This is a genomic window from Bacillus sp. VA13 (assembly GCF_055710085.1).
On sequence record NZ_JBVQPP010000001.1, the window covers coordinates 130746 to 155858 of the forward strand.

A 25113-nucleotide genomic window follows, 5' to 3' on the forward strand; every position below is an offset into this window, starting at 1 on the left:
TCATGAGTAAGATTGCATTTTTATTCCCGGGTCAAGGATCACAATTTATCGGCATGGGAAAAGAGCTTTATGAGCAGGTGCCTGCTGCAAAGCGTCTGTTCGATGAAGCGGATGAAACATTGGAAACAAAACTCAGCTCACTGATTTTTGAAGGTGATGCTAAAGAGTTAACACTTACATACAATGCGCAGCCTGCTTTACTGACGACAAGCATTGCTGTTCTTGAGAAATTTAAAGAATCAGGCATTACACCTGATTTCACAGCAGGACACAGCCTTGGTGAATATTCCGCACTGGTTGCATCTGGCGCACTATCTTTCAAAGATGCTGTTTATACCGTCAGAAAACGCGGAGAGTTTATGAATGAAGCAGTGCCGGCTGGCGAAGGAGCTATGGCTGCGATTCTTGGCATGGATGCCGAAGCATTAAAGCAAGTAACCGGTAAAGTCACGGAGGAAGGCCACCTTGTACAGCTTGCAAATCTCAACTGTCCTGGACAAATCGTTATTTCCGGAACAGCTAAAGGTGTAGAGCTTGCATCTGAACAGGCAAAAGAGAACGGTGCAAAACGCGCCATTCCGCTTGAAGTAAGCGGTCCGTTCCATTCCGAACTGATGAAGCCTGCTGCTGAAAAGCTGAAAGAAGTATTGGAATTCTGTGATATAAAAGACGCTGGCGTTCCGGTCATCTCAAATGTTTCTGCTGATGTCATGACTGAAAAAGCAGAAATCAAAGAGAAACTCATTGAGCAGCTTTACTCTCCGGTTCGTTTTGAGGAAAGCATTAACAAGCTGATTGCAGAGGGTGTGACGACTTTTGTTGAAATCGGTCCCGGAAAAGTGCTTTCAGGCCTTGTGAAAAAAGTAAACAGACGCTTAAAAACAATTGCTGTATCAGATCCGGAAACGATCGAGCTGGCAATTCAAACGCTTAAGGAGGAGAATGAAAATGCTTAATGACAAAACAGCTATTGTCACTGGCGCATCCCGCGGAATCGGCCGCTCAATCGCCCTTGACCTGGCAAAAAGCGGCGCGAACGTTGTCGTCAACTACTCCGGCAATGAAGCGAAAGCAAATGAAGTGGTAGATGAAATCAAATCAATGGGCAGAAAAGCAATTGCTGTCAAAGCGGATGTATCAAATCCCGAAGATGTACAAAACATGATAAAAGAAACGCTTTCTGTTTTTTCTACGATTGATATTCTAGTTAATAATGCGGGAATCACAAGAGACAATCTTATCATGAGAATGAAAGAAGATGAATGGGATGATGTCATTAACATTAACCTGAAGGGTGTTTTCAACTGCACGAAAGCTGTTACAAGACAAATGATGAAACAGCGTTCAGGCCGGATTATTAACGTATCGTCTATCGTCGGCGTCAGCGGAAATCCTGGACAAGCCAACTACGTGGCTGCAAAAGCCGGCGTGATCGGTTTAACAAAATCTTCTGCTAAAGAGCTCGCAAGCCGCAATATTACGGTAAATGCGATTGCGCCTGGATTTATCTCAACTGATATGACAGATAAGCTTGCAAAAGACGTTCAAGACGAAATGCTGAAACAAATTCCGCTCGCACGCTTTGGCGAACCTGGTGACGTCAGCAGCGTTGTCACGTTCCTTGCTTCAGAGGGAGCTCGTTACATGACTGGCCAAACGCTTCATATTGACGGCGGAATGGTGATGTAAGTTTTTTTCTCAAAAATTTCATCATAGTTTCTCTAGTTTTTTAAAAACGAATCCACTATAATACTTGAGGGGAGGTGAATTGCTATGGCAGACACATTAGAGCGTGTAACGAAAATCATCGTAGATCGCCTTGGCGTTGATGAAGCAGACGTCAAACTTGAAGCTTCTTTCAAGGAAGACTTAGGTGCTGATTCCCTAGATGTAGTTGAGCTTGTTATGGAACTTGAAGACGAGTTTGATATGGAGATTTCTGACGAAGATGCTGAAAAGATTGCAACAGTCGGCGACGCTGTGAACTACATACAAAACCAGCAATAAGCTGATGCTAAAAGTCCCGCCGAAACGCGGGGCTTTAGCCCTTTATTCGTGCAGTTATTACAGCATGCCGCTTTTACGCGCGCTGTATCCGGTTTAGTCAGAGAAGCGCGGTGAACCTGATGTGCCTATGGAGGTTACTATGTCAAAACACTCACATTATAAAGATAAAAAAAAGTTCTATAAAAAAGTAGAACAGTTTAAAGAGTTTCAAGAACGGATTTCGGTTCACTTTCAAAATGAAAAGCTTTTGTATCAAGCATTTACACATTCATCTTATGTGAATGAGCATCGGAAAAAGCCGTATGAGGATAATGAAAGGCTTGAATTTTTAGGTGACGCTGTTTTGGAACTGACGATCTCCAGATTCTTATTTGCCAAGTACCCGGCTATGAGTGAAGGAGATTTGACGAAGCTGAGAGCTGCGATTGTATGCGAACCGTCTCTCGTTTCATTGGCTCACGAATTGTCATTCGGCGACCTTGTCCTGTTGGGGAAAGGTGAGGAGATGACTGGCGGAAGAAAGCGTCCCGCACTATTGGCGGATGTTTTTGAGGCATTTATCGGAGCCTTGTATCTTGACCAGGGATTAGAGCCGGTCGAAAGTTTCTTAAAAGTCTATGTGTTCCCTAAAATTAACGATGGTGCTTTTTCTCATGTGATGGATTTCAAAAGCCAGCTGCAGGAATATGTGCAGCGGGACGGCAAAGGCTCTTTGGAGTATAAAATCTCCAACGAGAAAGGACCTGCGCACAACCGTGAATTTGAAGCCATCGTATCTCTAAAAGGTGAACCACTCGGAGTCGGAAACGGCCGTTCAAAGAAAGAAGCCGAACAGCACGCTGCTCAGGAAGCTTTAGCTAAATTGCAAAAACACCATACGAGACAATAAAATCCCCCTGAATCATAAGGGGGATTTCAGTATGTATGCCGTCTTATTTTATCCATGTTTTATGATAGAATTGAAATACTTATTACATAAGGAGGATCGCTATGTTCCTCAAACGTTTAGACGTTATAGGATTTAAATCATTTGCAGAACGGATTTCCGTAGATTTTGTAAAAGGCGTGACAGCGGTTGTCGGCCCAAATGGAAGCGGAAAAAGCAACATCACAGATGCCATTCGCTGGGTTCTCGGTGAACAATCGGCACGGTCTCTTCGCGGCGGAAAAATGGAAGACATCATTTTTGCCGGCAGTGATTCGAGAAAGCGATTAAATCTAGCTGAAGTTACGCTTACTCTTGATAATGATGATCATTTCTTGCCGATTGACTTCCATGAGGTCAGTGTCACAAGACGTGTATACAGATCAGGCGAGAGTGAGTTTCTGATTAACAATCAGCCGTGCCGCTTAAAAGATATTATTGATTTATTTATGGACTCTGGTCTGGGTAAAGAAGCATTTTCTATTATCAGCCAAGGGAAAGTGGAAGAGATCCTGAGCAGCAAAGCGGAGGATCGCCGCAGTATCTTTGAAGAAGCGGCCGGGGTGCTTAAATATAAAACAAGAAAGAAAAAAGCAGAAAATAAACTGTTTGAGACACAGGACAATTTAAACCGGGTAGAAGATATATTACATGAACTTGAAGGACAGGTTGAACCTCTTAAAATTCAAGCATCAATAGCGAAAGACTACTTGGAAAAAAAGAAAGAGCTGGAGCATGTTGAAATCGCGCTGACTGCTTATGATATCGAAGAGCTGCATGGCAAATGGTCAACTCTTAAAGAGAAAGTGCAGCTCGCGAAGGAAGAAGAGCTCGCTGAATCATCTGCGATTTCTGCCAAAGAAGCAAAGATTGAGGATACGCGCGACAAAATTCAAGCGCTTGATGAATCAGTAAATGAGCTCCAGCAGGTCTTATTGGTGACGAGTGAAGAGCTGGAAAAGCTTGAAGGCCGTAAAGAAGTCCTGAAAGAACGCAAGAAAAACGCTGTGCAAAACCAAGAACAGCTTGAAGAAGCTATTGTACAGTTTCAGCAAAAAGAAACGGTGCTGAAAGAAGAGCTTGCGAAGCAGGAAGCTGTCTTCGAAACACTTCAGGCAGAGGTGAAACAGTTAAGGGCTCAGGTAAAAGAAAAGCAGCAGGCTCTCAGTCTTCACAATGAAAATGTCGAAGAGAAAATCGAACAGCTGAAAAGCGATTACTTTGAACTGTTGAACAGCCAGGCTTCGATTCGCAATGAGCTCCAGCTTCTGGATGACCAGATGTCCCAATCGGCTGTTGTATTGCAAAGGCTTGCGGACAACAATGAAAAGCATCTTCAGGAACGGCGCGATATTTCTGCGCGAAAAGCCGCATGTGAAACGGAGTTTGCCCGACTAGAGCAGGAGATTCACAGCCAAGTCGGTGAATATCGTGATATGCAGGCAAAATATGAGCAGAAAAAGCGCCAATACGAAAAAAATGAATCTGCTCTGTATCAGGCGTACCAATACGTTCAGCAAGCGAGATCGAAAAAGGACATGCTTGAGACGATGCAGGGTGATTTCTCCGGCTTTTATCAAGGTGTTAAAGAAGTGCTGAAAGCGAAAGAGCGCCTTGGCGGAATTCGCGGAGCGGTCCTTGAGCTGATCTCAACAGAACAGAAGTATGAAACGGCCATTGAAATTGCGCTCGGCGCTTCTGCCCAGCATGTCGTGACCGACGATGAACAGGCTGCCCGCAAAGCGATTCAATATTTAAAACAGAATTCCTTTGGCCGGGCGACGTTTCTGCCTCTTTCTGTTATTAGAGACCGCCAGCTTCAAAGCCGGGATGCGGAAACAGCAGCCCAGCATTCGTCATTTCTCGGAGTCGCCAGTGAACTTGTCACATTTGATTCTGCGTATCGGCGTATCATCCAGAACCTTCTTGGAACCGTTCTGATCGCAGAGGATTTAAAGGGAGCAAACGAACTAGCGAAGCTTCTCGGGCACCGGTACCGTATCGTAACCCTTGAGGGAGATGTCGTGAATCCGGGTGGATCAATGACGGGCGGCGCGGTTAAAAAGAAAAATAACTCGCTGCTAGGAAGAAGCAGGGAGCTTGAAGATGTGAGCAAACGGCTCGCTGAAATGGAAGAGAAAACAGCACTGCTTGAACAAGAAGTCAAAACCCTTAAGCAATCCATTCAGGATATGGAGAAAAAACTGGCTGACTTAAGAGAGACCGGGGAAGGCTTAAGATTAAAGCAGCAGGATGTAAAAGGGCAGCTGTACGAGCTTCAAGTTGCTGAGAAAAATATCAACACCCATTTAGAGCTCTATGATCAAGAAAAATCTGCTCTGTCAGAAAGTGATGAAGAGAAGAAAACGCGCAAACGCAAGCTGGAAGAAGAGCTTTCTGCCGTGTCAGAAAAGATGAAACAGCTTGAAGAGGATATTGACAGACTAACGAAACAAAAACAAACACAATCCTCAACAAAAGAGTCTCTCTCCAACGAGCTGACTGAGCTGAAAATCACAGCTGCCAAAAAAGAGCAGGCATGTAAGGGTGAAGAGGACAACCTTGCCAGATTAAAGAAAGAGCTCACAGAAACAGAGTTTGCGTTAAAAGAAGCGAAAGAGGACTTAAGCTTCTTAACGTCAGAGATGTCATCAAGCACCAGCGGTGAAGAAAAGCTTGAAGAGGCCGCAAAACATAAATTGAATGACAAAACGAAAACGATCGAACTCATTGCGTTAAGACGCGATCAGCGTATCAAGCTTCAGCATGGGCTTGATACATATGAGCGTGAGCTGAAAGAAATGAAACGCCTGTACAAACAAAAAACAACGCTCTTAAAAGACGAAGAAGTCAAACTCGGCCGAATGGAAGTTGAGCTTGATAATTTACTCCAGTACTTACGGGAGGAATACAGCCTGTCCTTTGAGGGGGCAAAAGAGAAATATCAGCTTGAAACTGATCCAGAGGAAGCAAGAAAGCGCGTGAAGCTGATTAAACTCGCAATCGAAGAGCTGGGTACCGTAAACCTCGGAAGCATAGACGAGTTTGAGAGAGTCAACGAACGGTATAAGTTTCTGTCAGAACAAAAAGAAGATTTGACAGAAGCGAAAAATACCCTGTTCCAAGTGATTGAAGAAATGGATGAAGAAATGACGAAACGCTTTAACGACACATTCGTCCAAATCCGCTCACACTTTGATCAAGTCTTCCGCTCCTTATTCGGAGGAGGGCGCGCTGAACTTAGGCTCACTGATCCTAACGATCTGCTTCACTCAGGAGTCGAGATTATCGCGCAGCCGCCGGGGAAAAAACTGCAAAACTTAAACCTTCTGTCAGGCGGAGAGCGTGCGCTTACTGCAATAGCGCTCTTATTCTCAATCTTAAAGGTTCGTCCTGTGCCGTTTTGCGTCCTTGACGAAGTAGAGGCTGCGCTTGACGAAGCGAATGTGTTCCGATTTGCGCAGTATTTAAAAAAATACAGCAGAGATACCCAGTTTATCGTGATTACCCACAGAAAAGGAACGATGGAGGAAGCGGATGTGCTATACGGCGTAACAATGCAGGAATCCGGTGTTTCCAAGGTAATCTCAGTTAAGCTGGAAGAAACAAAAGAATTCGTTCAGTAACGAGGAAAGAGGTTAAAAGATGAGCTTTTTTAAAAAATTAAAAGAGAAAATCACCAAACAGACAGATTCCGTATCTGAAAAGTTTAAGGATGGCCTTGAAAAAACAAGAAACTCCTTTCAAAACAAAGTGAATGATCTTGTATCCCGTTACCGTAAAGTGGATGAGGATTTCTTCGAAGAGCTAGAAGAGGTTCTCATCAGCGCGGATGTCGGTTTTACAACCGTTATGGAATTAATAGATGAGCTAAAAAAAGAAGTGAAACGCAGAAATATTCAAGATCCGATGGAAGTCCAATCTGTTATTTCTGAGAAACTGGTCGAGATTTATAACAGCGGAGATGAGCAAATTTCTGAGTTGAACATAGAGGATGGGCGTTTAAATGTAATCCTTCTGGTAGGTGTAAATGGAGTCGGCAAAACGACAACAATCGGAAAGCTTGCCCATAAACTGAAGCAAGAAGGAAAATCTGTTGTACTTGCTGCCGGAGACACATTTAGAGCAGGAGCCATTGAACAGCTGGAAGTATGGGGAGAGCGTACGGGAGTGCCAGTCATTAAGCAGACGGCCGGAAGCGATCCTGCGGCTGTCATCTACGATGCTGTACATGCTGCGAAAGCAAGAAATGCCGATGTATTAATCTGTGATACGGCAGGGCGTCTCCAAAACAAAGTAAACCTGATGAAAGAGCTTGAAAAAGTGAAGCGCGTCATCGAAAGAGAAGTGCCTGAAGCGCCGCATGAGGTGCTGCTTGCCCTTGATGCCACAACTGGCCAAAATGCAATGGCTCAGGCAAAAGAGTTCTCTAAAGCAACAAATGTTACCGGCATTGCATTAACAAAGCTTGACGGTACGGCTAAAGGCGGTATCGTCCTCGCGATCCGCAACGAGCTTCAAATCCCGGTTAAACTAGTCGGGTTAGGTGAAAAAGTTGATGATCTCCAGGAATTTGATCCTGAATCGTATGTGTACGGACTCTTTTCAGATTTAGTGGAAAAAGCCGACGATTAAGAAAAAGGCCCTCACATTTTGGGGCCTTTTTCTTTTTTTATCTTCTCACTTGATAGGCGAAATGATAAAGGCTATTATCAGTGGATACCAGTCTTGAATCTCCTGAATAAACTCTGAATGGGATGATGTCATAGTAATGGACGGAAACAGATGTGTAATATGTGTAGTACCCAGCAGCTGGCCCCAAATACATTGGAACTTCAAACGCTCCGTTTCCATCGGTTGTTCCTGATGCTGTTTGTATTGTATTTCCGACTTTCGTATCTGCTCAAATCGTACTGGAGCGTTCGGCACCGGCTGCCCGTTTTGGTCGAGTAATTTGCCGCTTATTGTAATATTGTACTTGACTCGCCAAAATTGACCTTGGCCGTAATTGATTTTACCGTAAACCCCTCCATCTGTGCTGATATTTGTGATCGAAGCCTTATAAGGCGCCTCAGCAGCGTCTGCTTGATGTACCGGGACAAGGATTGTAAACACGGCTGCCAAGCACAACATAAACAAAAAACTGATTTTTTTCATAAAAAATCCTCCTTTAAAATGGGGATCATATACAATATCGGAATAAGTTGGATTATATTTAGCTTATTTTGGAAAAAGGTAATCACTGCTTTGACAAGATAAAAACTTGACAGTCTCAATAAAACCGTGTAAACTAAGTTATCGTAAAGGGATTTGACTTAACAAAGGGGAGAGCTCAAATGTCACTCGAAAAGACAACGAGAATGAACTATCTGTTTGATTTTTATCAGTCGTTGTTGACTTCAAAACAGAAGAGCTATATGTCGCTTTATTATTTGGACGATTTCTCCCTAGGCGAAATAGCCGAAGAATATGAGGTTTCAAGACAAGCTGTTTATGATAACATCAAACGAACAGAAGCGATGCTTGAACAATATGAAGAAAAGCTGCTCCTTTTGAAAAAGTTTCAGGAGCGTAAAGAGATGTTTAATAAGCTGAAGGAGCTTGCTTCCGGTTCAAAAGAAGAGGAAGAAATTACAGCTCTGATTGAAGCGCTTGAGAAATTAGATTAGGAGGCGGCAAACTATGGCATTTGAAGGATTAGCCGACCGACTGCAGCAGACGATTTCTAAAATCCGCGGAAAAGGGAAAGTCAGCGAACAAGATGTAAAAGATATGATGCGTGAGGTTCGTCTTGCGCTGCTTGAGGCTGACGTTAACTTTAAAGTAGTCAAGGATTTTGTCAAAAAAGTAAGTGAACGCGCTGTAGGCCAAGACGTCATGAAAAGTCTGACGCCCGGCCAGCAGGTCATTAAAGTTGTTAAAGAGGAACTGACTGAGCTGATGGGCGGCGAAGAGAGCAAAATCGCCGTCGCAAAAAGGCCGCCGACTGTTATTATGATGGTCGGTCTCCAAGGTGCCGGTAAAACGACAACAAGCGGTAAGCTTGCGAATCTGCTGCGCAAAAAGCATAATCGCAAACCGATGCTGGTTGCTGCCGATATTTACCGCCCAGCCGCAATTAAACAGCTGGAAACGCTCGGCAAACAGCTTGACATGCCTGTTTTCTCTCTTGGTGATCAGGTCAGCCCTGTAGAAATAGCTAAACAGGCTATTGAAAAAGCCAAGGAAGAACATTATGACTATGTCATTTTGGATACGGCAGGCCGCTTGCATATTGACCATGAACTGATGGATGAACTGACCAATGTGAAAGAAATCGCGAATCCGGAAGAAATCTTCCTGGTCGTCGATTCAATGACCGGTCAGGACGCTGTAAATGTTGCCAAAAGCTTTAATGAACAGCTCGGTTTAACCGGTGTTGTGTTAACTAAGCTTGATGGAGACACACGCGGCGGTGCAGCGCTTTCTATTCGCGCAGTCACAAACACGCCGATTAAGTTCGCTGGTTTAGGCGAAAAGCTTGACGCATTAGAACCGTTCCATCCTGAACGCATGGCATCAAGGATTCTCGGCATGGGCGACGTGCTGACATTGATTGAAAAAGCACAGGCCAGCGTTGATGAAGACAAAGCCAAAGAGCTGGAACAAAAAATGAGAACAATGAGCTTCACATTGGACGATTTTCTGGAGCAGCTCGGGCAGGTCAGAAACATGGGACCGCTTGATGAGCTTCTGCAAATGATGCCGGGTGCAGGTAAAATGAAAGGCCTGAAAAACATCCAAGTTGATGAAAAGCAGCTGAATCATGTGGAAGCAATCATCAAATCAATGACTGTTCTTGAAAAAGAACAGCCGGATATCATCAATGCCAGCCGGCGGAAGCGGATTGCGAAAGGAAGCGGGACATCCGTGCAGGAAGTCAACCGTCTGCTTAAGCAGTTTGACGAAATGAAAAAAATGATGAAGCAGATGACAAACATGTCAAAAGGTAAGAAAAAAGGGTTTAAGCTACCTTTTATGTAATCGGTTATACATGATAAAACCGTTGTTAAGAAAAAACACTTTACAAACACTTTTATCATTGTTAATATACTATCTTGTTGAAATATTTTCGGAGGTGCTAGTAAAATGGCAGTAAAAATTCGTTTAAAACGTATGGGAGCAAAAAAATCTCCTTTCTATCGTATTGTTGTAGCAGATTCTCGTTCACCACGTGACGGCCGTTTCATCGAAACAGTCGGAACTTACAACCCGGTTGCAAAACCAGCGGAAGTAAAAATCGACGAAGAGCTTGCTCTTAAATGGCTTCAAACTGGAGCGAAACCATCTGATACAGTTCGCAACTTGTTCTCTAGCCAAGGAATCATGGAAAAATTCCACAACGCTAAACAAGGCAAGTAATGACTGATCAACACTTGGAAGATTTGATTGTCCGAATTGTGACGCCGCTTGTTGATCATCCAGATGACATTCGCGTCATAAGAGAAGAAACCGATCAAAAGATTGCGCTGCGCTTATCTGTCCATAAGTCAGATACCGGTAAAGTTATCGGAAAGCAAGGCCGGACTGCAAAAGCGATTCGAACAGCTGTATTTGCAGCTGGCGCACAGTCTTCTAAGAAAGTTCAATTTGAGATATTTGACTAAAAGGGAGAGGGCCGGCACCTCCCCTTTTTTTACACGCAAAAAAAGGGTAAACTGATAGAAGCTTAGGCAAAATAGAAAAGCCCTGAGCCAAAAAAGTTTTAAAAGCGGGGAGCTTGGTGCGATGCAAATTATTCACCGTGTAGCCGTTATGCAAGTCTTAACCGAGCGCAGCAAAGAAAAGCTTTTAGCTTCTTTTGCCGAAAAGAAACAAATGCTTGAACGAGAATGCAGCCAGCTCTATTTTCAGCTTAGAAAACATGAGAAAGAACAGCAAAAACCAGATATGATTGAACAATTTAAAAAGGCAATAGAAAAGCGAAAAGATAACATAAAAATAATCGATTTTCAAATTGCTCAAGTACATACATTGCCGCTTGGCAGTGAGATGAAAGAAAAGGAAGTCGATGCGCTGCTGACGATTGAAGCCGGGGATGACTGGCATGAGAAAACAGCAGCAAACACCATCGTCATAAAAGACGGAAAAGTAATTGAAATTCGCCAGAGGTGATCATATGACAAAGCGATGGTTTAATGTAGGTAAAATCGTAAATACCCACGGAATTAAAGGCGAAGTGCGGGTGATTTCGAAAACAGATTTTGCCGAAGAACGGTATAAGCCGGGCAACACGCTGTATTTGTTTATGGACGGACGTAACGAACCAGTGGAAGTAACAGTAAACACGCACAGACTGCATAAGCAATTTCATCTGCTGCAGTTTAAAGAAAGACAAGGCCTGAATGAAGTAGAGGAACTGAAAAACGCAATCATTAAAGTGCCTGAAGAAGATTTAGGAGAGCTGAATGAGGGAGAATTTTATTTCCACGAAATCATTGGGTGCGAAGTATTTACCGAAGACGGCGAACTCATTGGAAAGATTAAGGAAATTTTGACGCCTGGAGCTAATGACGTTTGGGTTATCGGGCGAAAAGGGAAAAAAGACGCGCTGATTCCTTACATTGAATCAGTGGTCAAACATATCGATGTCAGCGAAAAGAAAATTGAGATTGAACTCATGGAAGGATTAATAGACGAATGAAAATCGACTTTTTGACGCTGTTTCCCGAAATGTTCGAAGGTGTGCTCGGTTCATCGATTCTTCAAAAAGCCCAGGACAAAGATGCGGTACAGTTTCAGGTCGTAAATTTCCGGGAGTATTCTGATAACAAGCACAATACTGTTGATGATTATCCTTATGGCGGCGGCGCAGGCATGGTTCTCAAGCCTCAGCCTGTTTTTGACGCGGTCGAGGACCTGACATCAAAGGCAGCTGCTGCTCCGCGTATTATCCTCGTCTGTCCGCAAGGTGAGCGTTTTACCCAAAAAAAAGCAGAACAATTAGCGAAGGAAGAGCATTTGCTGTTTATTTGCGGCCACTATGAAGGTTATGATGAACGCATTCGTGAGCATCTGGTGACAGATGAAATATCCATTGGCGATTTTGTTCTGACGGGCGGTGAGCTTCCTGCAATGATGATTGCAGACAGTGTGGTCAGACTGCTTCCGGGTGTGCTGGGCAAAGAAGCTTCCCATATTGAGGATTCATTCAGCACCGGCCTTTTAGAACACCCGCATTATACAAGACCGGCAGATTACAAAGGTTTAAAAGTGCCTGAAACACTCCTGTCAGGAAACCATGCAAAAATCAAAGAATGGCGGAATAAAGAATCGATTAGAAGGACCTATGTAAGACGTCCGGATCTTTTGAAAGACTACCCGCTTACAGAGCAGCAAAGAAAATGGATTTCTGAATGGGAAAAAGAATAGATTTTATTGCATACGCTATGAAATTGTGATAAGATACTACTTGTGGCTTAAGCGGGCTTATCCGCTGCAAGCTTGAAAACGATGTTCCGCTGTGCCGGGTTTTGTGGCCAAGAGCATCTGTTGGAAGGAGTTGAAAACGATGCAAAAACTAATTGAAGATATCACAAAAGAACAGCTTCGTACTGATCTTCCTGCGTTCCGTCCTGGTGACACTTTACGTGTACACGTTAAAGTTGTTGAGGGTAACCGTGAGCGTATCCAGATCTTTGAAGGTGTTGTGATTAAGCGTCGTGGTGGTGGAATCAGCGAAACGTTCACAGTTCGTAAGATTTCTTACGGTGTTGGCGTTGAACGTACTTTCCCTGTACACACACCAAAAATCGCGAAAATCGAAGTTGTACGTTACGGTAAAGTACGCCGTGCTAAGCTTTACTACCTGCGTGAACTTCGCGGAAAAGCGGCTCGTATTAAAGAGATCAGACGATAATGATAACGAACGAAAAGAGCTTGTTACCTGTAACAAGCTCTTTTTTTATACAGAATTTGAAAATGCCGGACAGGCATCGTAAAATACATAAAGGACAACAAAGAATCATACATACTGAAGAGATAAAGGCGGTGTTCGTGTCACATGACAATTCAATGGTTCCCGGGCCATATGGCAAAGGCAAGAAGGGAAGTAACCGAAAAATTAAAATTAATCGATATAGTATATGAATTGGTAGATGCCAGAATTCCAATGTCGTCAAGAAACCCAATGATTGAAGATATTCTAAAAAATAAGCCGCGAATTATGCTGTTAAACAAGGCGGACAAAGCAGATGCGGCAGTTACACAGCAGTGGAAAGAGCACTTTGAGAACCAGGGGATCCGCTCCTTGTCCATTAATTCTGTAAACGGACAAGGCTTAAATCAAATTGTGCCGGCATCAAAAGAGATCCTTCAAGAAAAATTTGACCGGATGAAGGCAAAAGGTGTGAAGCCGAGAGCAATTCGCGCTTTGATTATCGGCATTCCAAATGTCGGGAAATCAACGCTTATCAACCGGCTGGCAAAGAAAAATATAGCAAAAACAGGGGACAGACCTGGTATTACGACATCTCAGCAGTGGGTCAAAGTCGGGAAAGAATTAGAACTATTAGATACACCGGGGATTTTATGGCCTAAATTTGAGGATGAGCTTGTCGGCTTGAGGCTGGCCGTCACCGGGGCTATTAAAGACTCGATTATCAATCTGCAGGACGTGGCTGTGTTTGGTCTTCGTTTTCTTGAAGAACACTATCCTGAACGGCTGAAAGAGCGTTACGGCCTTGATGAGATCCCAGAGGACATTGCAGAGCTGTTTGATGCAATAGGTGAAAAGCGCGGCTGTCTCATGAGCGGAGGGCTCATTAACTACGATAAGACGACTGAAGTCATTATTCGCGATATCCGCACTGAAAAGTTCGGCAGGCTGTCATTTGAACAGCCAACTATGTAAAGGCGCGCAGAAATGCGGGTCTTTATTTTTTCCTGGCCGAACCGATACATACAGTAAGGGAGAAGAGAAAGTGAATACATTAACCGTAAAGGACATTAAAGACCGTTTGCAGGAAGTGAAAGATGAACAAGACCCTTTTATTGCCCAATGCGAAAAAGACCCGAGAAAAAGCGTTCAAACGCTTGTAGAGCAATGGCTTAAAAAGCAGGCGAAAGAAAAAGCGCTGAAGGAACAATGGGTGAGCATGACTTCCTATGAAAGGCTGGCAAGAAACAAAGGATTTCGCTTGATTGCAGGTGTTGACGAGGTCGGCCGGGGGCCCTTGGCAGGACCCGTTGTCGCCAGCGCAGTCATCCTTCCAGAGGAATGTGAAATCCTTGGGCTGACAGACTCCAAAAAGCTTTCAGAAAAAAAGCGTGAGGAATACTACGAGCTTATTATGAAGGAAGCATTAGCGGTCGGAATAGGAATTGTAGAGGCCTCTGTGATTGATGAAATCAATATATATGAAGCTTCAAAGATGGCAATGATGAAAGCGATACACGATATGTCAGAAACACCTGATTATTTGCTTATTGACGCAATGACGCTGCCGCTCGACACGGCTCAGTCATCCATTATAAAAGGTGATGCCAAAAGCGTGTCAATTGCGGCAGGTGCGTGTATTGCGAAAGTAACGAGGGACCGAATGATGAGCGCCTATGCCAAAACATATCCGATGTATGGGTTTGAAAAAAATAAAGGCTATGGGACAAAAGAGCATCTCGAAGCTCTCGCCGCATACGGCCCAACTGAATTGCACCGCAAAACTTTCGCTCCTGTTCAAACTTTCAGATAAACCAATGGACAAGGAGGCACCTTTTTTTAAATGAATATACGAAATGATGTGCAAAAGGCGCTGCAGCACCTTTTTGGAAATACAGCAGTCCCGCAGGAAACAGCAAATGTCAGCGATGCGTTAAATGGGGAGAAGCGTCTCCTTTTAGGAAAAGTGCTTCGTTTATTAGGGGACCAGCATGCGCTGATCCAAGTCGGCAATCAAACTGTTCAGGGAAAACTTGAAACCCAGCTTCGTCCTCAGGCGTATTATTGGTTTTTCTACGAAAAAAATACGGCAGAACAGATAGGACGTCTTCAGGTCGTTCAAAGCTTTGACCAAAATCCGAAAACCATTCAGGATGCAGCTGGCAAGCTTTTACATGCCATATCATTGAGACCGTCAAATACGGCTCTCATGATGACAGAAGCAATGCTGAAGAGCAAATCACCCGTAACAGAAAATGATATCAAAACAGCTGTCCGCTGGATGGATACGCTGCCTGCACAAGACACAAAAAAAGCGATTGAAACGGTTCTGTTCGCTTTGAAGCGTGACCTTCCCATTCACCCCGAGGTTTTGAGCGGTGTTCATGCTGTAAAATCGCCTGTTCCTCTGCATCAGCACGTATCCCAGCTGCTTCAGGCAATCAATCAAAGCCCTCAGCAGAGCCAAATGATGGCAAAGCTAAAGGAAGCTGTTACGGTACTTCTTAATAGTGAGATCGATGTCCATGCAGAACGTCTGATTGATAAGCTCAGCTCTCTAACGGACAATAACAAAGCATCTTCTTTAGGCAATACAGTTGGAAACAAGGAGCTTAGCGCACCAGCCGGCTCCCCTAGAGAGGCCAATTTGCCGCCTGTAAACCACACGGCGGAACAGAGAAGCCAGAGAGAGCCTGTTAAAACTTCACCAGACATTCCAATCAAAGAAGCTAGCCAGCTGCTGACAAAGCTGACGGAATCTGCTGAAAAAAACAGTCTTGACATTGTAAAAGAAGCAGCAAATTGGATTAAAGCGGCTGCCTCGTCGGGTGACCGTAAGTCACCTGTTGCTTCAGCAATTCTACAGGCGGCACATGTAACAGATCAGGAAGCTGAAGTCTTTTTAAAAGCTGTTCAGCAGACGGCACCTAGTTTGGCCGATAAAGCAGATGTTCTTTCTTTCTTATCCAAAGTGAAAATGGCAATCGGTGCAAGGGACGAGCTTGCATTCATTAAAGCGTTTGAACAAGGAAGCTCAATCACACCTGACGATATACAATCCATCAAGCTGGCCCTTCATGCCGCAAGAGCGTCGCATGATGTAGCAGATCCTGTCAAACAGGAAGCCGACCAGCTCTTTCATAAATTAAACGGCCAGCTTTTCATGCAGCAGGACCATCCGTCATACAGCCAAATTGTAATGTCATTTCCGCTGTTTTCGAAGTCAGGGGTTCACGACATGACTGTTCTGTTTAAAGGAAAGAAGGAAGCAGATGGAAAGCTTGATCCTTCTCATTGCCGCCTTTTATTTTTGCTGCAGCTGGATACGTTAAAAGAAACTGTCGTTGATTGTTTGATACAGCAAAAAGTCATGACCATTACAATTGAGACTGATTTCGAGCTTCAGGCTGCAATCGATCCGATGGTGCCCGCACTTAAACAGGGTCTGAAGGACATGGGATACAGCCTTTCAGGGGTAAACGCTAAAAAAAGGATTCACTCCGAAGAGAAGGCCGCAATCGATCAATATGTAACAAGCATCAGTGATCAGGAAGTGGACGTGAAAGTATGAAAGAGCAGACGCCGATCAGAAAAGCTGTGGCTCTCCATTATAACGAACAAAAAGACAAGGCGCCGAAAGTGATTGCGACAGGAAAGGGCCATGTAGCCGACAACATTATCAAAGAAGCGAAAAAGGCAGGGGTCCCGATTCAAGAAGATCGGACCCTTGTCGAATTAATGCGCCATTTGACTGTAGATGATCAAATCCCGGAAGCTCTTTATGAAACAGTAGCCGAGATTTTTTCGTTCATTTACAGATTGGACGAGAGTGTAAAAAATAAAAAATAGCTAAAATATTCCCCATCCTCCGTTTGAAATTTATGTTTTTAATAAAATAAAAGTTTGAATGTTTAGAAGGATTTAAAGATTTTGCATCGAACTCTAGACAATTCTTCCAGTATTATTATAGAATGAAAGCGCAGTCTATTTTAGTTTTGTTACATAAGTTAGGAGGATGGGAAATGAATATCCATGAGTACCAGGGAAAAGAAGTCCTCAGAAAATATGGGGTATCTGTTCCTGAAGGTAAAGTGGCTTTTACAGAAGAAGAAGCAGTTGAGAAAGCAAAGAACTTATCCAGCTCGGTTTATGTCGTAAAGGCTCAAATTCATGCTGGCGGTCGAGGCAAAGCTGGTGGGGTAAAAATAGCAAAATCGTTAGACGAAGTGAAAGCGTATGCCGAAGAACTCTTAGGGAAGACCCTAGTTACACATCAGACGGGTCCGGACGGCCAAGTAATAAAACGCTTACTTATTGAAGAAGGCTGCGATATTAAAAAAGAATACTACGTGGGGCTTGTGCTTGACCGCGCCACTTCTAGGATCGTTCTGATGGCTTCTGAAGAAGGCGGAACGGAAATTGAAGAAGTAGCGGAGAAAACACCGGAAAAAATCAAGAAAGCTGTCATTGATCCGGCTGTCGGCCTCCAAGGCTATCAAGCTAGAGAAATCGCATTCGCTATTAATATTCCAAAGGAGCTTGTGGGAAAAGCTGCTAAATTTATGCTTGGACTATACAAAGCATTTGTTGAGAAAGACTGCTCAATCGCCGAAATCAACCCGCTCGTTGTTACTGGCGACGGAAATGTGATGGCGCTTGATGCGAAATTGAATTTCGACAGCAACGCGTTGTACAGACAAAAGGACATTATGGAATACAGAGATTTGGATGAAGAAGATCCGAAAGAAATCGAAGCGTCCAAATATGACTTAAGCTACATTTCTCTTGATGGAAATATCGGCTGTATGGTAAACGGCGCGGGACTTGCAATGTCCACAATGGATATTATCAAGCATTATGGAGGAGAACCCGCCAACTTCCTTGATGTGGGCGGCGGTGCAACCGCAGAAAAAGTCACGGAAGCATTTAAAATCATTCTTTCTGATCAAAACGTTAAAGGGATTTTTGTCAACATTTTCGGCGGCATTATGAAATGTGATGTCATCGCAGAAGGGGTTGTTGAAGCGACAAGACAAGTCGGTTTGACATTGCCGCTTGTCGTCCGTCTTGAAGGCACAAACGTGGATCTAGGGAAGAAAATCCTTAGTGAATCAGGATTAAATATTACATCTGCGGAATCAATGGCTGACGGCGCGCAGAAAATCGTATCCTTAGTTTAGGAAAGAATGAAAGGCAGGGGACCAGATAATGAGTGTTTTTATTAATAAAGATACAAGAGTTATTGTGCAAGGGATTACAGGTTCTACCGCTTTATTTCATACGAAGCAGATGCTCGAATACGGCACAAATATCGTAGGCGGTGTAACACCTGGAAAAGGCGGAACTGAAGCGGAAGGTGTTCCTGTATTTAATACAGTGGCTGAAGCAGTTCAAACGACTGGCGCTAACGCGTCTGTTATATATGTGCCGGCACCGTTTGCAGCTGATGCCATTATGGAAGCGGTAGATGCGGAGCTTGATCTCGTGATTTGTATCACGGAGCATATTCCGGTTTTGGATATGGTAAAGGTCAAACGCTTCATGGAAGGCAAGAAAACGAGACTGATAGGGCCAAACTGCCCTGGTGTCATCACGCCTGAAGAATGTAAAATCGGCATTATGCCTGGATATATCCATAAAAAGGGTCATGTAGGCGTTGTATCGCGTTCAGGAACATTAACATACGAAGCGGTGCACCAGCTGTCAGAAGCGGGTGTAGGACAATCTACAGCTGTTGGAATCGGCGGCGATCCTGTAAATGGAACAAACTTTATTGATGTTTTAAAAGCGTTTAACGAAGATCCTGACACACACGCTGTCATCATGATTGGCGAAATCGGCGGTACTGCCGAAGAGGAAGCGGCAGAGTGGGTAAAAGCCAACATGACAAAACCGGTAGTCGGTTTTATCGGCGGGAAAACAGCACCTCCAGGGAAGCGCATGGGGCATGCAGGCGCCATTATTTCCGGTGGAAAAGGGACAGCTGATGAAAAAATCAAAACGCTAAATGCATGCGGAATCGAAGTTGCAGAGACACCTTCTGTAATGGGTGAAACCTTAATTAAGGTGCTGAAAGAGAAGAACTTGTTCGAAACTTGCAAAACGCATTAATAAAGAAGGGACAGCCGTCAAGGCTGTTCCTGCTTTTTCTGTCAAAAGGAGGTCAATATATTGGATCAGGCCGCTGCCTGTTTAATGATTTGCAGAATCAATCAATTATTATCCCCATCCCTTCTATTAAAATGGTGGAAAGCTGATCCGTCTATGTCGCTGACGTCACCCGTGTTAGAAACTGTTACTCGAGGTAAAATAAAGGCAGCTGCATTAAAAAATAAAATAGAAGAACAATATCCAAAGCTTCAGCGTGTACTTGCTGCTTACCATGAGCAAGGAATTAACCCCATCCCGATTTCTTCAAAGCAATATCCTTTCTGGCTGAAAACCATTTATGATCCCCCCGCTGTCCTGTTTGCAAAGGGTGATATGACCCTTCTTTCTAAAGGGAGGAAAATTGGAATTGTAGGGACAAGAAATCCAACAGCTTATGGGATACAAATTGTCAATCATCTTACAGAAGAGCTCTGCCGTAAAAATTGGGTGATTGTCAGCGGACTGGCGTCTGGGATAGACGGAATGTCCCATGCTGCAAGTATTAAGGCGAAGGGGCGGACAATCGGCGTCATTGCAGGCGGATTTCAACACATATATCCCCGGGAAAACCTTCAGTTAGCAGATCATATGGCTAAACACCATATCCTTCTGTCAGAGCACCCACCTGAAACCAAACCCCAAAAATGGCATTTCCCTATGAGAAACCGTATTATCAGCGGATTAAGTGAAGGCGTTATTGTCGTGCAGGGCAAAGAAAAAAGTGGTTCGCTGATTACTGCATATCAAGCACTGGAACAAGGAAGAGAAGTATTTGCCGTACCCGGCTCATTATTTGATCCTTACGCCGGAGGTCCTATAAAACTGATCCAGCAGGGGGCTAAAGCTATATGGTCAGCAGAGGATATTTTCGAGGAGCTTCCTGAGAGAAACGTTCAATATACGGAACCCTTTTGAATTATCGTTTGACAAACGGTATCGTAATATTTAATAATAGTGAGGATTTAAAGTTGCATATTGTTTTCTATTTAAATAATGACGTTCATCATAAAGAATGAAATGTTGAAAGCCAAATAAAGACAGCTGCAAAAACAAAATTGAAATACTTGAAAAGAGAGAGAACACCTCTTGAGGGGGATGAAAATGTCTGATTATCTAGTCATCGTGGAATCGCCCGCTAAGGCGAAAACGATTGAACGTTACTTAGGTAAAAAATATAAAGTAAAAGCATCAATGGGACATGTCCGGGATCTTCCAAAAAGTCAAATGGGAGTTGACATAGAACAGAATTTTGAACCGAAATATATTACCATTCGAGGTAAAGGGCCGGTATTAAAAGAGCTGAAAACGGCTGCGAAAAAAGCCAAAAAAGTGTATCTCGCAGCCGACCCCGACAGAGAAGGGGAAGCGATTGCATGGCACTTGGCACACAGCCTTGATTTAGATCTTAATTCAGACTGCCGTGTGGTGTTTAATGAAATTACAAAAGACGCCATTAAGGAATCGTTTAAGCATCCTCGCATGATCAATATGGATTTAGTGGATGCACAGCAGGCGAGACGTATTTTAGACCGGCTTGTCGGATATAAAATCAGTCCTATCCTATGGAAAAAAGTCAAGAAAGGGCTTAGCGCAGGCCGCGTTCAATCCGTTGCCCTCCGTTTAATTATTGACCGCGAAAAAGAAATTAACGACTTTAAGCCGGAGGAATATTGGACAATTGACGGTACGTTTTTGAAAGGACAGGGAACGTTCGAAGCGAGCTTTTTCGGAAAAAACGGCAAAAAACTTCCTTTAAAAAGTGAAGCCGATGTAAAAGACATTCTTTCTCAGCTCAAAGGCAATAAATATACAGTTGAAAAAGTAACGAAAAAGGAACGCAAACGTAATCCAGCTTTGCCTTTTACCACTTCCACCCTGCAACAGGAAGCGGCTCGCAAGCTCAATTTCAGAGCGAAGAAAACGATGATGATTGCACAGCAATTATATGAAGGAATTGATCTTGGAAGAGAAGGAACAGTCGGTCTGATCACGTATATGAGAACGGATTCAACCCGTATTTCAAATACGGCGGTGGATGAAGCCGCTGCATTTATTGATCAGGCATACGGCAAAGAGTTCTTAGGCGGCAAACGAAAGCCTGCGAAAAAGAATGAAAATGCTCAGGACGCTCACGAAGCAATTCGCCCGACATCAGTTCTCAGAAAACCAAGTGAATTAAAAGCAGTACTTGGCAGAGATCAAATGAGATTGTATAAATTAATTTGGGAGCGCTTTGTTGCCAGCCAAATGGCACCTGCTGTTCTCGATACAATGAGTGTCGACCTGACAAACAATGGTTTGACATTTCGTGCAAATGGAAGTAAAGTCAAGTTTTCCGGGTTTATGAAGGTGTATGTTGAAGGAAAAGACGATCAAATGGAAGAAAAAGACCGGATGCTGCCTGACCTGCAAGAAGGCGACACGGTATTATCAAAAGATATAGAACCGGAGCAGCATTTTACCCAGCCGCCTCCGCGTTATACTGAGGCACGGCTCGTGAAAACTCTTGAAGAACTCGGTATCGGCCGTCCTTCCACATATGCTCCGACGCTTGATACTATTCAGCGGCGCGGCTACGTAGGACTGGATAATAAACGGTTTGTTCCCACAGAATTAGGGCAGATCGTGCTTGAGCTGATCATGGAATTTTTCCCTGAAATCATTAACGTTGAGTTTACGGCAAAAATGGAAAAAGACCTAGATAATGTTGAGGAAGGCAATATAGAATGGGTACAGATTATTGATAACTTCTATACCGATTTTGAAAAGCGCGTGAAAAAAGCCGAATCAGAAATGAAGGAAGTTGAAATTGAACCAGAATATGCCGGAGAAGATTGTGAATTGTGCAGTTCTCCAATGGTATATAAAATGGGCCGATACGGTAAATTCTTAGCTTGCTCCAACTTCCCGGACTGCCGGAACACAAAACCGATTGTGAAACAAATCGGTGTGAAGTGCCCGAGCTGCGGTGAAGGAAATATTGTTGAACGAAAATCGAAAAAGAAACGGGTTTTTTACGGCTGTGACCGTTATCCGGACTGTGAATTCGTTTCCTGGGACAAACCAATTGAACGAAAATGCCCGAAATGCGGAAAAATGCTCGTCGAGAAAAAACTCAAAAAAGGCATACAAGTCCAATGCGTGGAATGCGATTATAAGGAAGAACCACAGAAGTAGCGGTGAGCAGGGTCTTGCTCACCTTCTTTGTGTGTTAAAAGAAGGCCTTGAATAATAAACTAGGAGATGTGAAAGATGAACCAACAAACAGTGAATGTAATCGGAGCCGGACTCGCAGGAAGTGAAGCGGCGTGGCAGCTTGCCAAACGGGGGATTCAAGTCAGATTATATGAAATGCGCCCTGTTAAACAAACGCCTGCGCACCATACAGATAAATTTGCCGAGCTTGTGTGCAGCAACTCTCTGCGTTCCAATACGCTTGCTAACGCTGTCGGTGTATTAAAGGAAGAAATGCGAGCGCTTGATTCAGCCATCATCGCGGCTGCTGACGAATGTTCGGTGCCTGCTGGCGGCGCTCTCGCAGTAGACCGTCATGAATTTGCCGCAAGTGTGACAAATCGGGTGAAAAACCATCCGAACGTAACCGTTATTAATGAAGAAGTGACTGGAATTCCTGAAGGTCCTACCATTATCGCAACGGGTCCGTTAACATCTGAATCACTGTCTGCCCAACTGAAGGAGCTAACTGGCGAGGACTATCTGTATTTTTATGACGCAGCGGCGCCAATTGTAGAAAAAGACAGCCTTGATATGGATAAAGTGTACTTGAAATCTCGTTATGATAAAGGTGAAGCGGCATATTTGAACTGCCCGATGACAGAAGAAGAGTTTGACCGTTTTCATGAAGCATTAACATCAGCAGAAACAGTCCCATTAAAAGAATTTGAAAAAGAGATTTTCTTTGAAGGCTGCATGCCGATTGAGGTCATGGCAAAACGGGGAAAGAAAACAATGCTTTTCGGACCGATGAAACCTGTTGGATTAGAGCATCCTGTTACAGGAAAACGTCCCCATGCTGTCGTTCAGCTCAGACAGGATGATGCAGCGGGAACACTCTATAATATTGTAGGATTCCAGACTCATTTAAAATGGGGAGACCAAAAGGAAGTTCTCAAATTGATTCCAGGGCTTGAAAATGTAGAAATCGTCAGATACGGCGTGATGCACAGAAATACATTCATTAACTCTCCAAGCCTGTTAAAGCCGACATATCAATTTAAAAATCGCAGTGATTTGTTCTTTGCAGGCCAAATGACGGGAGTAGAAGGATATGTGGAATCCGCTGCCTCAGGACTGGTAGCAGGTATTAATGCGGCTAAACTTGTTTTAGGAGAAGAGCTTGTCACTTTCCCTCAGGAAACAACAATAGGCAGTATGGCACACTATATTACAACAACAAACCAGAAGAACTTCCAGCCGATGAATGCAAACTTTGGGCTTTTAAAAGAACTGCCTGTTAAAATTAAAAATAAAAAAGAGCGTAATGAACAATACGCGAACCGTGCAATCGAGACAATTCAAACAATTTCGAAAACAATATAGGTATTGATTGCAACCTGAACGCGATTTGTGATACCATTTAAAAGCCCTTCCTGGGGAGGTATTAGGCATGGAGAATGTTAAGAATTTCGTAAAGTTATTCGTTGAATATTTACAAATTGAAAAAAATTATTCACAATATACTATTGTGAATTATGTGGATTCAATTGAAGAATTCGAGACTTTCCTGCGCGTTCAAGGTATAAATGGATTTGAAAAAGCTGCATATCAAGATACTAGGATTTTTTTGACAGAAGCCTATGAAAAAGGTTTATCGAGAAGAACAATAAGCAAAAAGATATCTGCATTAAGAAGCTTTTATAAGTTTCTGATGCGGGAAAAACTTGTTGAAGAAAATCCGTTTCAGCTTGTTCATCTGCCGAAACAAGAGAAACGAATACCAAAGTTTCTATATCAAAAAGAGCTTGAGGAGCTGTTTGAAGTTTCAGATATAAGCCAGCCGACCGGAATGAGGGATCAAGCGCTGTTAGAGCTTCTCTATGCCACCGGAATGAGGGTCAGTGAATGCTGTTCCATAACTGTTAACGACGTTGACTTGTTTATGGACACTGTGCTTGTTCACGGTAAAGGCAAGAAGCAGCGCTATATCCCCTTTGGGTCTTACGCCCGCGAAGCGTTGAAGGTTTATATGAATAGCGGAAGACAGTGCTTGCTGATGAAAGCAAAAGAACCTCATGATCTATTATTCGTAAATCAAAGAGGCGGACCGCTTACAGCCCGAGGCATCAGGCATATTTTAAGCGGGCTTGTTCAAAAAGCGTCCGGCACTTTACATATCCATCCGCATATGCTTCGACATACGTTCGCCACTCATCTGTTAAACGAAGGGGCAGATTTGAGAAGCGTTCAGGAACTGCTCGGGCATTCCAATCTGTCTTCGACACAGATATACACGCACGTTTCGAAGGAAATGTTGAGAAACACATATATGTCTCACCATCCAAGAGCTTTTAAGAAAAATTAAAGGAGGCCCTTTATGTCATCTTTTCATGCGACCACAATATTTGCCGTACAGCATAAGGGACGAAGCGCTATGTCCGGAGACGGCCAAGTGACATTTGGTCAGGCTGTTGTCATGAAACACACTGCAAGAAAAGTAAGGAAACTGTTTAACGGTAAGGTTCTTGCCGGGTTTGCAGGATCTGTTGCAGACGCTTTCACATTATTCGAAAAGTTTGAAGCTAAGCTTGAAGAATATAACGGCAACTTAAAACGGGCAGCTGTTGAGCTTGCGAAGGAATGGCGTAGCGATAAAGTGCTTAGAAAGCTTGAAGCCATGCTGATTGTTATGAATCAGGATACTTTGCTTCTCGTATCGGGAACAGGCGAGGTGATCGAACCAGATGACGGCATTCTCGCGATTGGATCAGGAGGCAATTACGCTCTGGCAGCCGGAAGAGCTTTGAAAAAGCATGCCGGTGAAAGCATGTCTGCAAGTGAGATTGCTAGAGCCGCGTTAGAAACAGCAGGCGAAATTTGTGTTTACACGAACGATCAAATCATACTGGAAGAGCTTGAATAGAAAGGACTTGAGGCG

25 protein-coding genes and 1 pseudogene are annotated in these 25113 nt (G+C 43.7%); 25 read left to right on the top strand and 1 reads right to left on the bottom strand.

Annotated features, from left to right (window positions below):
* Positions 1 to 2 precede the first annotated feature (2 nt).
* The 6 genes from fabD (at position 3) to ftsY (ending at position 7567) form a co-directional block, all read left to right on the top strand.
* On the top strand, positions 3 to 956 hold the full coding sequence (fabD, locus tag AC0C66_RS00665; protein ID WP_088679085.1) for an ACP S-malonyltransferase: 954 nt from the start codon (positions 3 to 5) through the stop codon (positions 954 to 956).
* On the top strand, positions 949 to 1689 hold the full coding sequence (gene fabG / locus AC0C66_RS00670) for a 3-oxoacyl-[acyl-carrier-protein] reductase (protein ID WP_014113766.1): 741 nt from the start codon (positions 949 to 951) through the stop codon (positions 1687 to 1689). Before fabD ends, fabG begins: the two co-directional genes overlap by 8 nt.
* An 84-nt stretch (positions 1690 to 1773) precedes the next feature.
* The gene (gene acpP, locus AC0C66_RS00675) at positions 1774 to 2007 is read left to right on the top strand and encodes an acyl carrier protein (protein ID WP_003154310.1); all 234 of its coding nucleotides are present in this window, start codon (positions 1774 to 1776) and stop codon (positions 2005 to 2007) included.
* 139 nt (positions 2008 to 2146) lie between these two features.
* Positions 2147 to 2896 (top strand): ribonuclease III, encoded by a 750-nt coding sequence (rncS, locus tag AC0C66_RS00680; RefSeq protein WP_014113767.1) that lies wholly within the window; start codon positions 2147 to 2149, stop codon positions 2894 to 2896.
* Between the two features lie 101 nt (positions 2897 to 2997).
* Positions 2998 to 6558, top strand: a complete 3561-nt coding sequence (gene smc / locus AC0C66_RS00685; protein ID WP_072183009.1) for a chromosome segregation protein SMC — start codon at positions 2998 to 3000, stop codon at positions 6556 to 6558.
* 19 nt (positions 6559 to 6577) lie between these two features.
* Entirely contained in the window at positions 6578 to 7567 is a 990-nt protein-coding gene (gene ftsY, locus AC0C66_RS00690) for a signal recognition particle-docking protein FtsY (protein WP_014113769.1), read from the top strand.
* Positions 7568 to 7604: 37 nt separating this feature from the next.
* Here ftsY and AC0C66_RS00695 read toward each other — a convergent pair.
* A pseudogene (locus AC0C66_RS00695) lies at positions 7605 to 8089 on the bottom strand (Ig-like domain-containing protein).
* A gap of 179 nt (positions 8090 to 8268) precedes the next feature.
* Between AC0C66_RS00695 and AC0C66_RS00700 the strand changes: the two are divergent.
* The 19 genes from AC0C66_RS00700 (at position 8269) to clpQ (ending at position 25098) form a co-directional block, all read left to right on the top strand.
* A complete protein-coding gene (locus tag AC0C66_RS00700) occupies positions 8269 to 8601 on the top strand; it encodes a putative DNA-binding protein (RefSeq protein WP_003238590.1) in 333 nt (110 codons plus the stop codon).
* Positions 8602 to 8614: 13 nt separating this feature from the next.
* Positions 8615 to 9955 carry a signal recognition particle protein gene (gene ffh, locus AC0C66_RS00705; RefSeq protein ID WP_014113771.1) on the top strand — a complete coding sequence of 447 codons (1341 nt, stop codon included), beginning with the start codon at positions 8615 to 8617 and terminating at the stop codon, positions 9953 to 9955.
* Between the two features lie 105 nt (positions 9956 to 10060).
* Complete coding sequence (gene rpsP / locus AC0C66_RS00710) at positions 10061 to 10333, top strand: 30S ribosomal protein S16 (RefSeq protein WP_003220815.1); 273 nt, start codon at positions 10061 to 10063, stop codon at positions 10331 to 10333.
* Complete coding sequence (locus AC0C66_RS00715; RefSeq protein WP_003220817.1) at positions 10333 to 10578, top strand: KH domain-containing protein; 246 nt, start codon at positions 10333 to 10335, stop codon at positions 10576 to 10578. The genes rpsP and AC0C66_RS00715 overlap by 1 nt, the downstream gene beginning before the upstream one ends.
* Positions 10579 to 10699: 121 nt before the next feature.
* Entirely contained in the window at positions 10700 to 11086 is a 387-nt protein-coding gene (locus AC0C66_RS00720) for a YlqD family protein (protein WP_072183007.1), read from the top strand.
* Positions 11087 to 11090: 4 nt separating this feature from the next.
* A complete protein-coding gene (rimM, locus tag AC0C66_RS00725; protein WP_061187452.1) occupies positions 11091 to 11615 on the top strand; it encodes a ribosome maturation factor RimM in 525 nt (174 codons plus the stop codon).
* Positions 11612 to 12343, top strand: a complete 732-nt coding sequence (trmD, locus tag AC0C66_RS00730; RefSeq protein WP_014113774.1) for a tRNA (guanosine(37)-N1)-methyltransferase TrmD — start codon at positions 11612 to 11614, stop codon at positions 12341 to 12343. The genes rimM and trmD overlap by 4 nt, the downstream gene beginning before the upstream one ends.
* Before the next feature lie 139 nt (positions 12344 to 12482).
* Positions 12483 to 12830 (top strand): 50S ribosomal protein L19, encoded by a 348-nt coding sequence (gene rplS, locus AC0C66_RS00735; RefSeq protein ID WP_003220825.1) that lies wholly within the window; start codon positions 12483 to 12485, stop codon positions 12828 to 12830.
* 144 nt (positions 12831 to 12974) lie between these two features.
* The gene (gene ylqF, locus AC0C66_RS00740) at positions 12975 to 13823 is read left to right on the top strand and encodes a ribosome biogenesis GTPase YlqF (RefSeq protein ID WP_072566265.1); all 849 of its coding nucleotides are present in this window, start codon (positions 12975 to 12977) and stop codon (positions 13821 to 13823) included.
* A gap of 70 nt (positions 13824 to 13893) precedes the next feature.
* Positions 13894 to 14661: a ribonuclease HII gene (rnhB, locus tag AC0C66_RS00745; RefSeq protein WP_088679404.1), complete on the top strand. Its 768-nt coding sequence runs from the start codon at positions 13894 to 13896 to the stop codon at positions 14659 to 14661.
* A gap of 30 nt (positions 14662 to 14691) precedes the next feature.
* Positions 14692 to 16419: a hypothetical protein gene (locus tag AC0C66_RS00750; protein ID WP_088679086.1), complete on the top strand. Its 1728-nt coding sequence runs from the start codon at positions 14692 to 14694 to the stop codon at positions 16417 to 16419.
* Positions 16416 to 16697, top strand: coding sequence for a FlhB-like flagellar biosynthesis protein (locus AC0C66_RS00755; RefSeq protein ID WP_014113777.1), 282 nt, complete (start codon positions 16416 to 16418; stop codon positions 16695 to 16697). The genes AC0C66_RS00750 and AC0C66_RS00755 overlap by 4 nt, the downstream gene beginning before the upstream one ends.
* 173 nt (positions 16698 to 16870) lie before the next feature.
* Complete coding sequence (gene sucC, locus AC0C66_RS00760; protein ID WP_472973465.1) at positions 16871 to 18028, top strand: ADP-forming succinate--CoA ligase subunit beta; 1158 nt, start codon at positions 16871 to 16873, stop codon at positions 18026 to 18028.
* A gap of 28 nt (positions 18029 to 18056) precedes the next feature.
* Entirely contained in the window at positions 18057 to 18959 is a 903-nt protein-coding gene (sucD, locus tag AC0C66_RS00765) for a succinate--CoA ligase subunit alpha (protein ID WP_003238566.1), read from the top strand.
* A 60-nt stretch (positions 18960 to 19019) separates the two neighbouring features.
* Positions 19020 to 19913 carry a DNA-processing protein DprA gene (gene dprA, locus AC0C66_RS00770; RefSeq protein WP_061187457.1) on the top strand — a complete coding sequence of 298 codons (894 nt, stop codon included), beginning with the start codon at positions 19020 to 19022 and terminating at the stop codon, positions 19911 to 19913.
* Positions 19914 to 20099: 186 nt separating this feature from the next.
* Positions 20100 to 22175 (top strand): type I DNA topoisomerase, encoded by a 2076-nt coding sequence (topA, locus tag AC0C66_RS00775; protein WP_472973466.1) that lies wholly within the window; start codon positions 20100 to 20102, stop codon positions 22173 to 22175.
* Positions 22176 to 22250: 75 nt separating this feature from the next.
* Positions 22251 to 23558: an FADH(2)-oxidizing methylenetetrahydrofolate--tRNA-(uracil(54)-C(5))-methyltransferase TrmFO gene (trmFO, locus tag AC0C66_RS00780; RefSeq protein WP_014113783.1), complete on the top strand. Its 1308-nt coding sequence runs from the start codon at positions 22251 to 22253 to the stop codon at positions 23556 to 23558.
* Positions 23559 to 23625: 67 nt separating this feature from the next.
* Positions 23626 to 24540: a tyrosine recombinase XerC gene (gene xerC, locus AC0C66_RS00785; protein WP_014113784.1), complete on the top strand. Its 915-nt coding sequence runs from the start codon at positions 23626 to 23628 to the stop codon at positions 24538 to 24540.
* Between the two features lie 12 nt (positions 24541 to 24552).
* Positions 24553 to 25098, top strand: coding sequence for an ATP-dependent protease subunit ClpQ (clpQ, locus tag AC0C66_RS00790; RefSeq protein ID WP_003238555.1), 546 nt, complete (start codon positions 24553 to 24555; stop codon positions 25096 to 25098).
* Positions 25099 to 25113 lie beyond the last annotated feature (15 nt).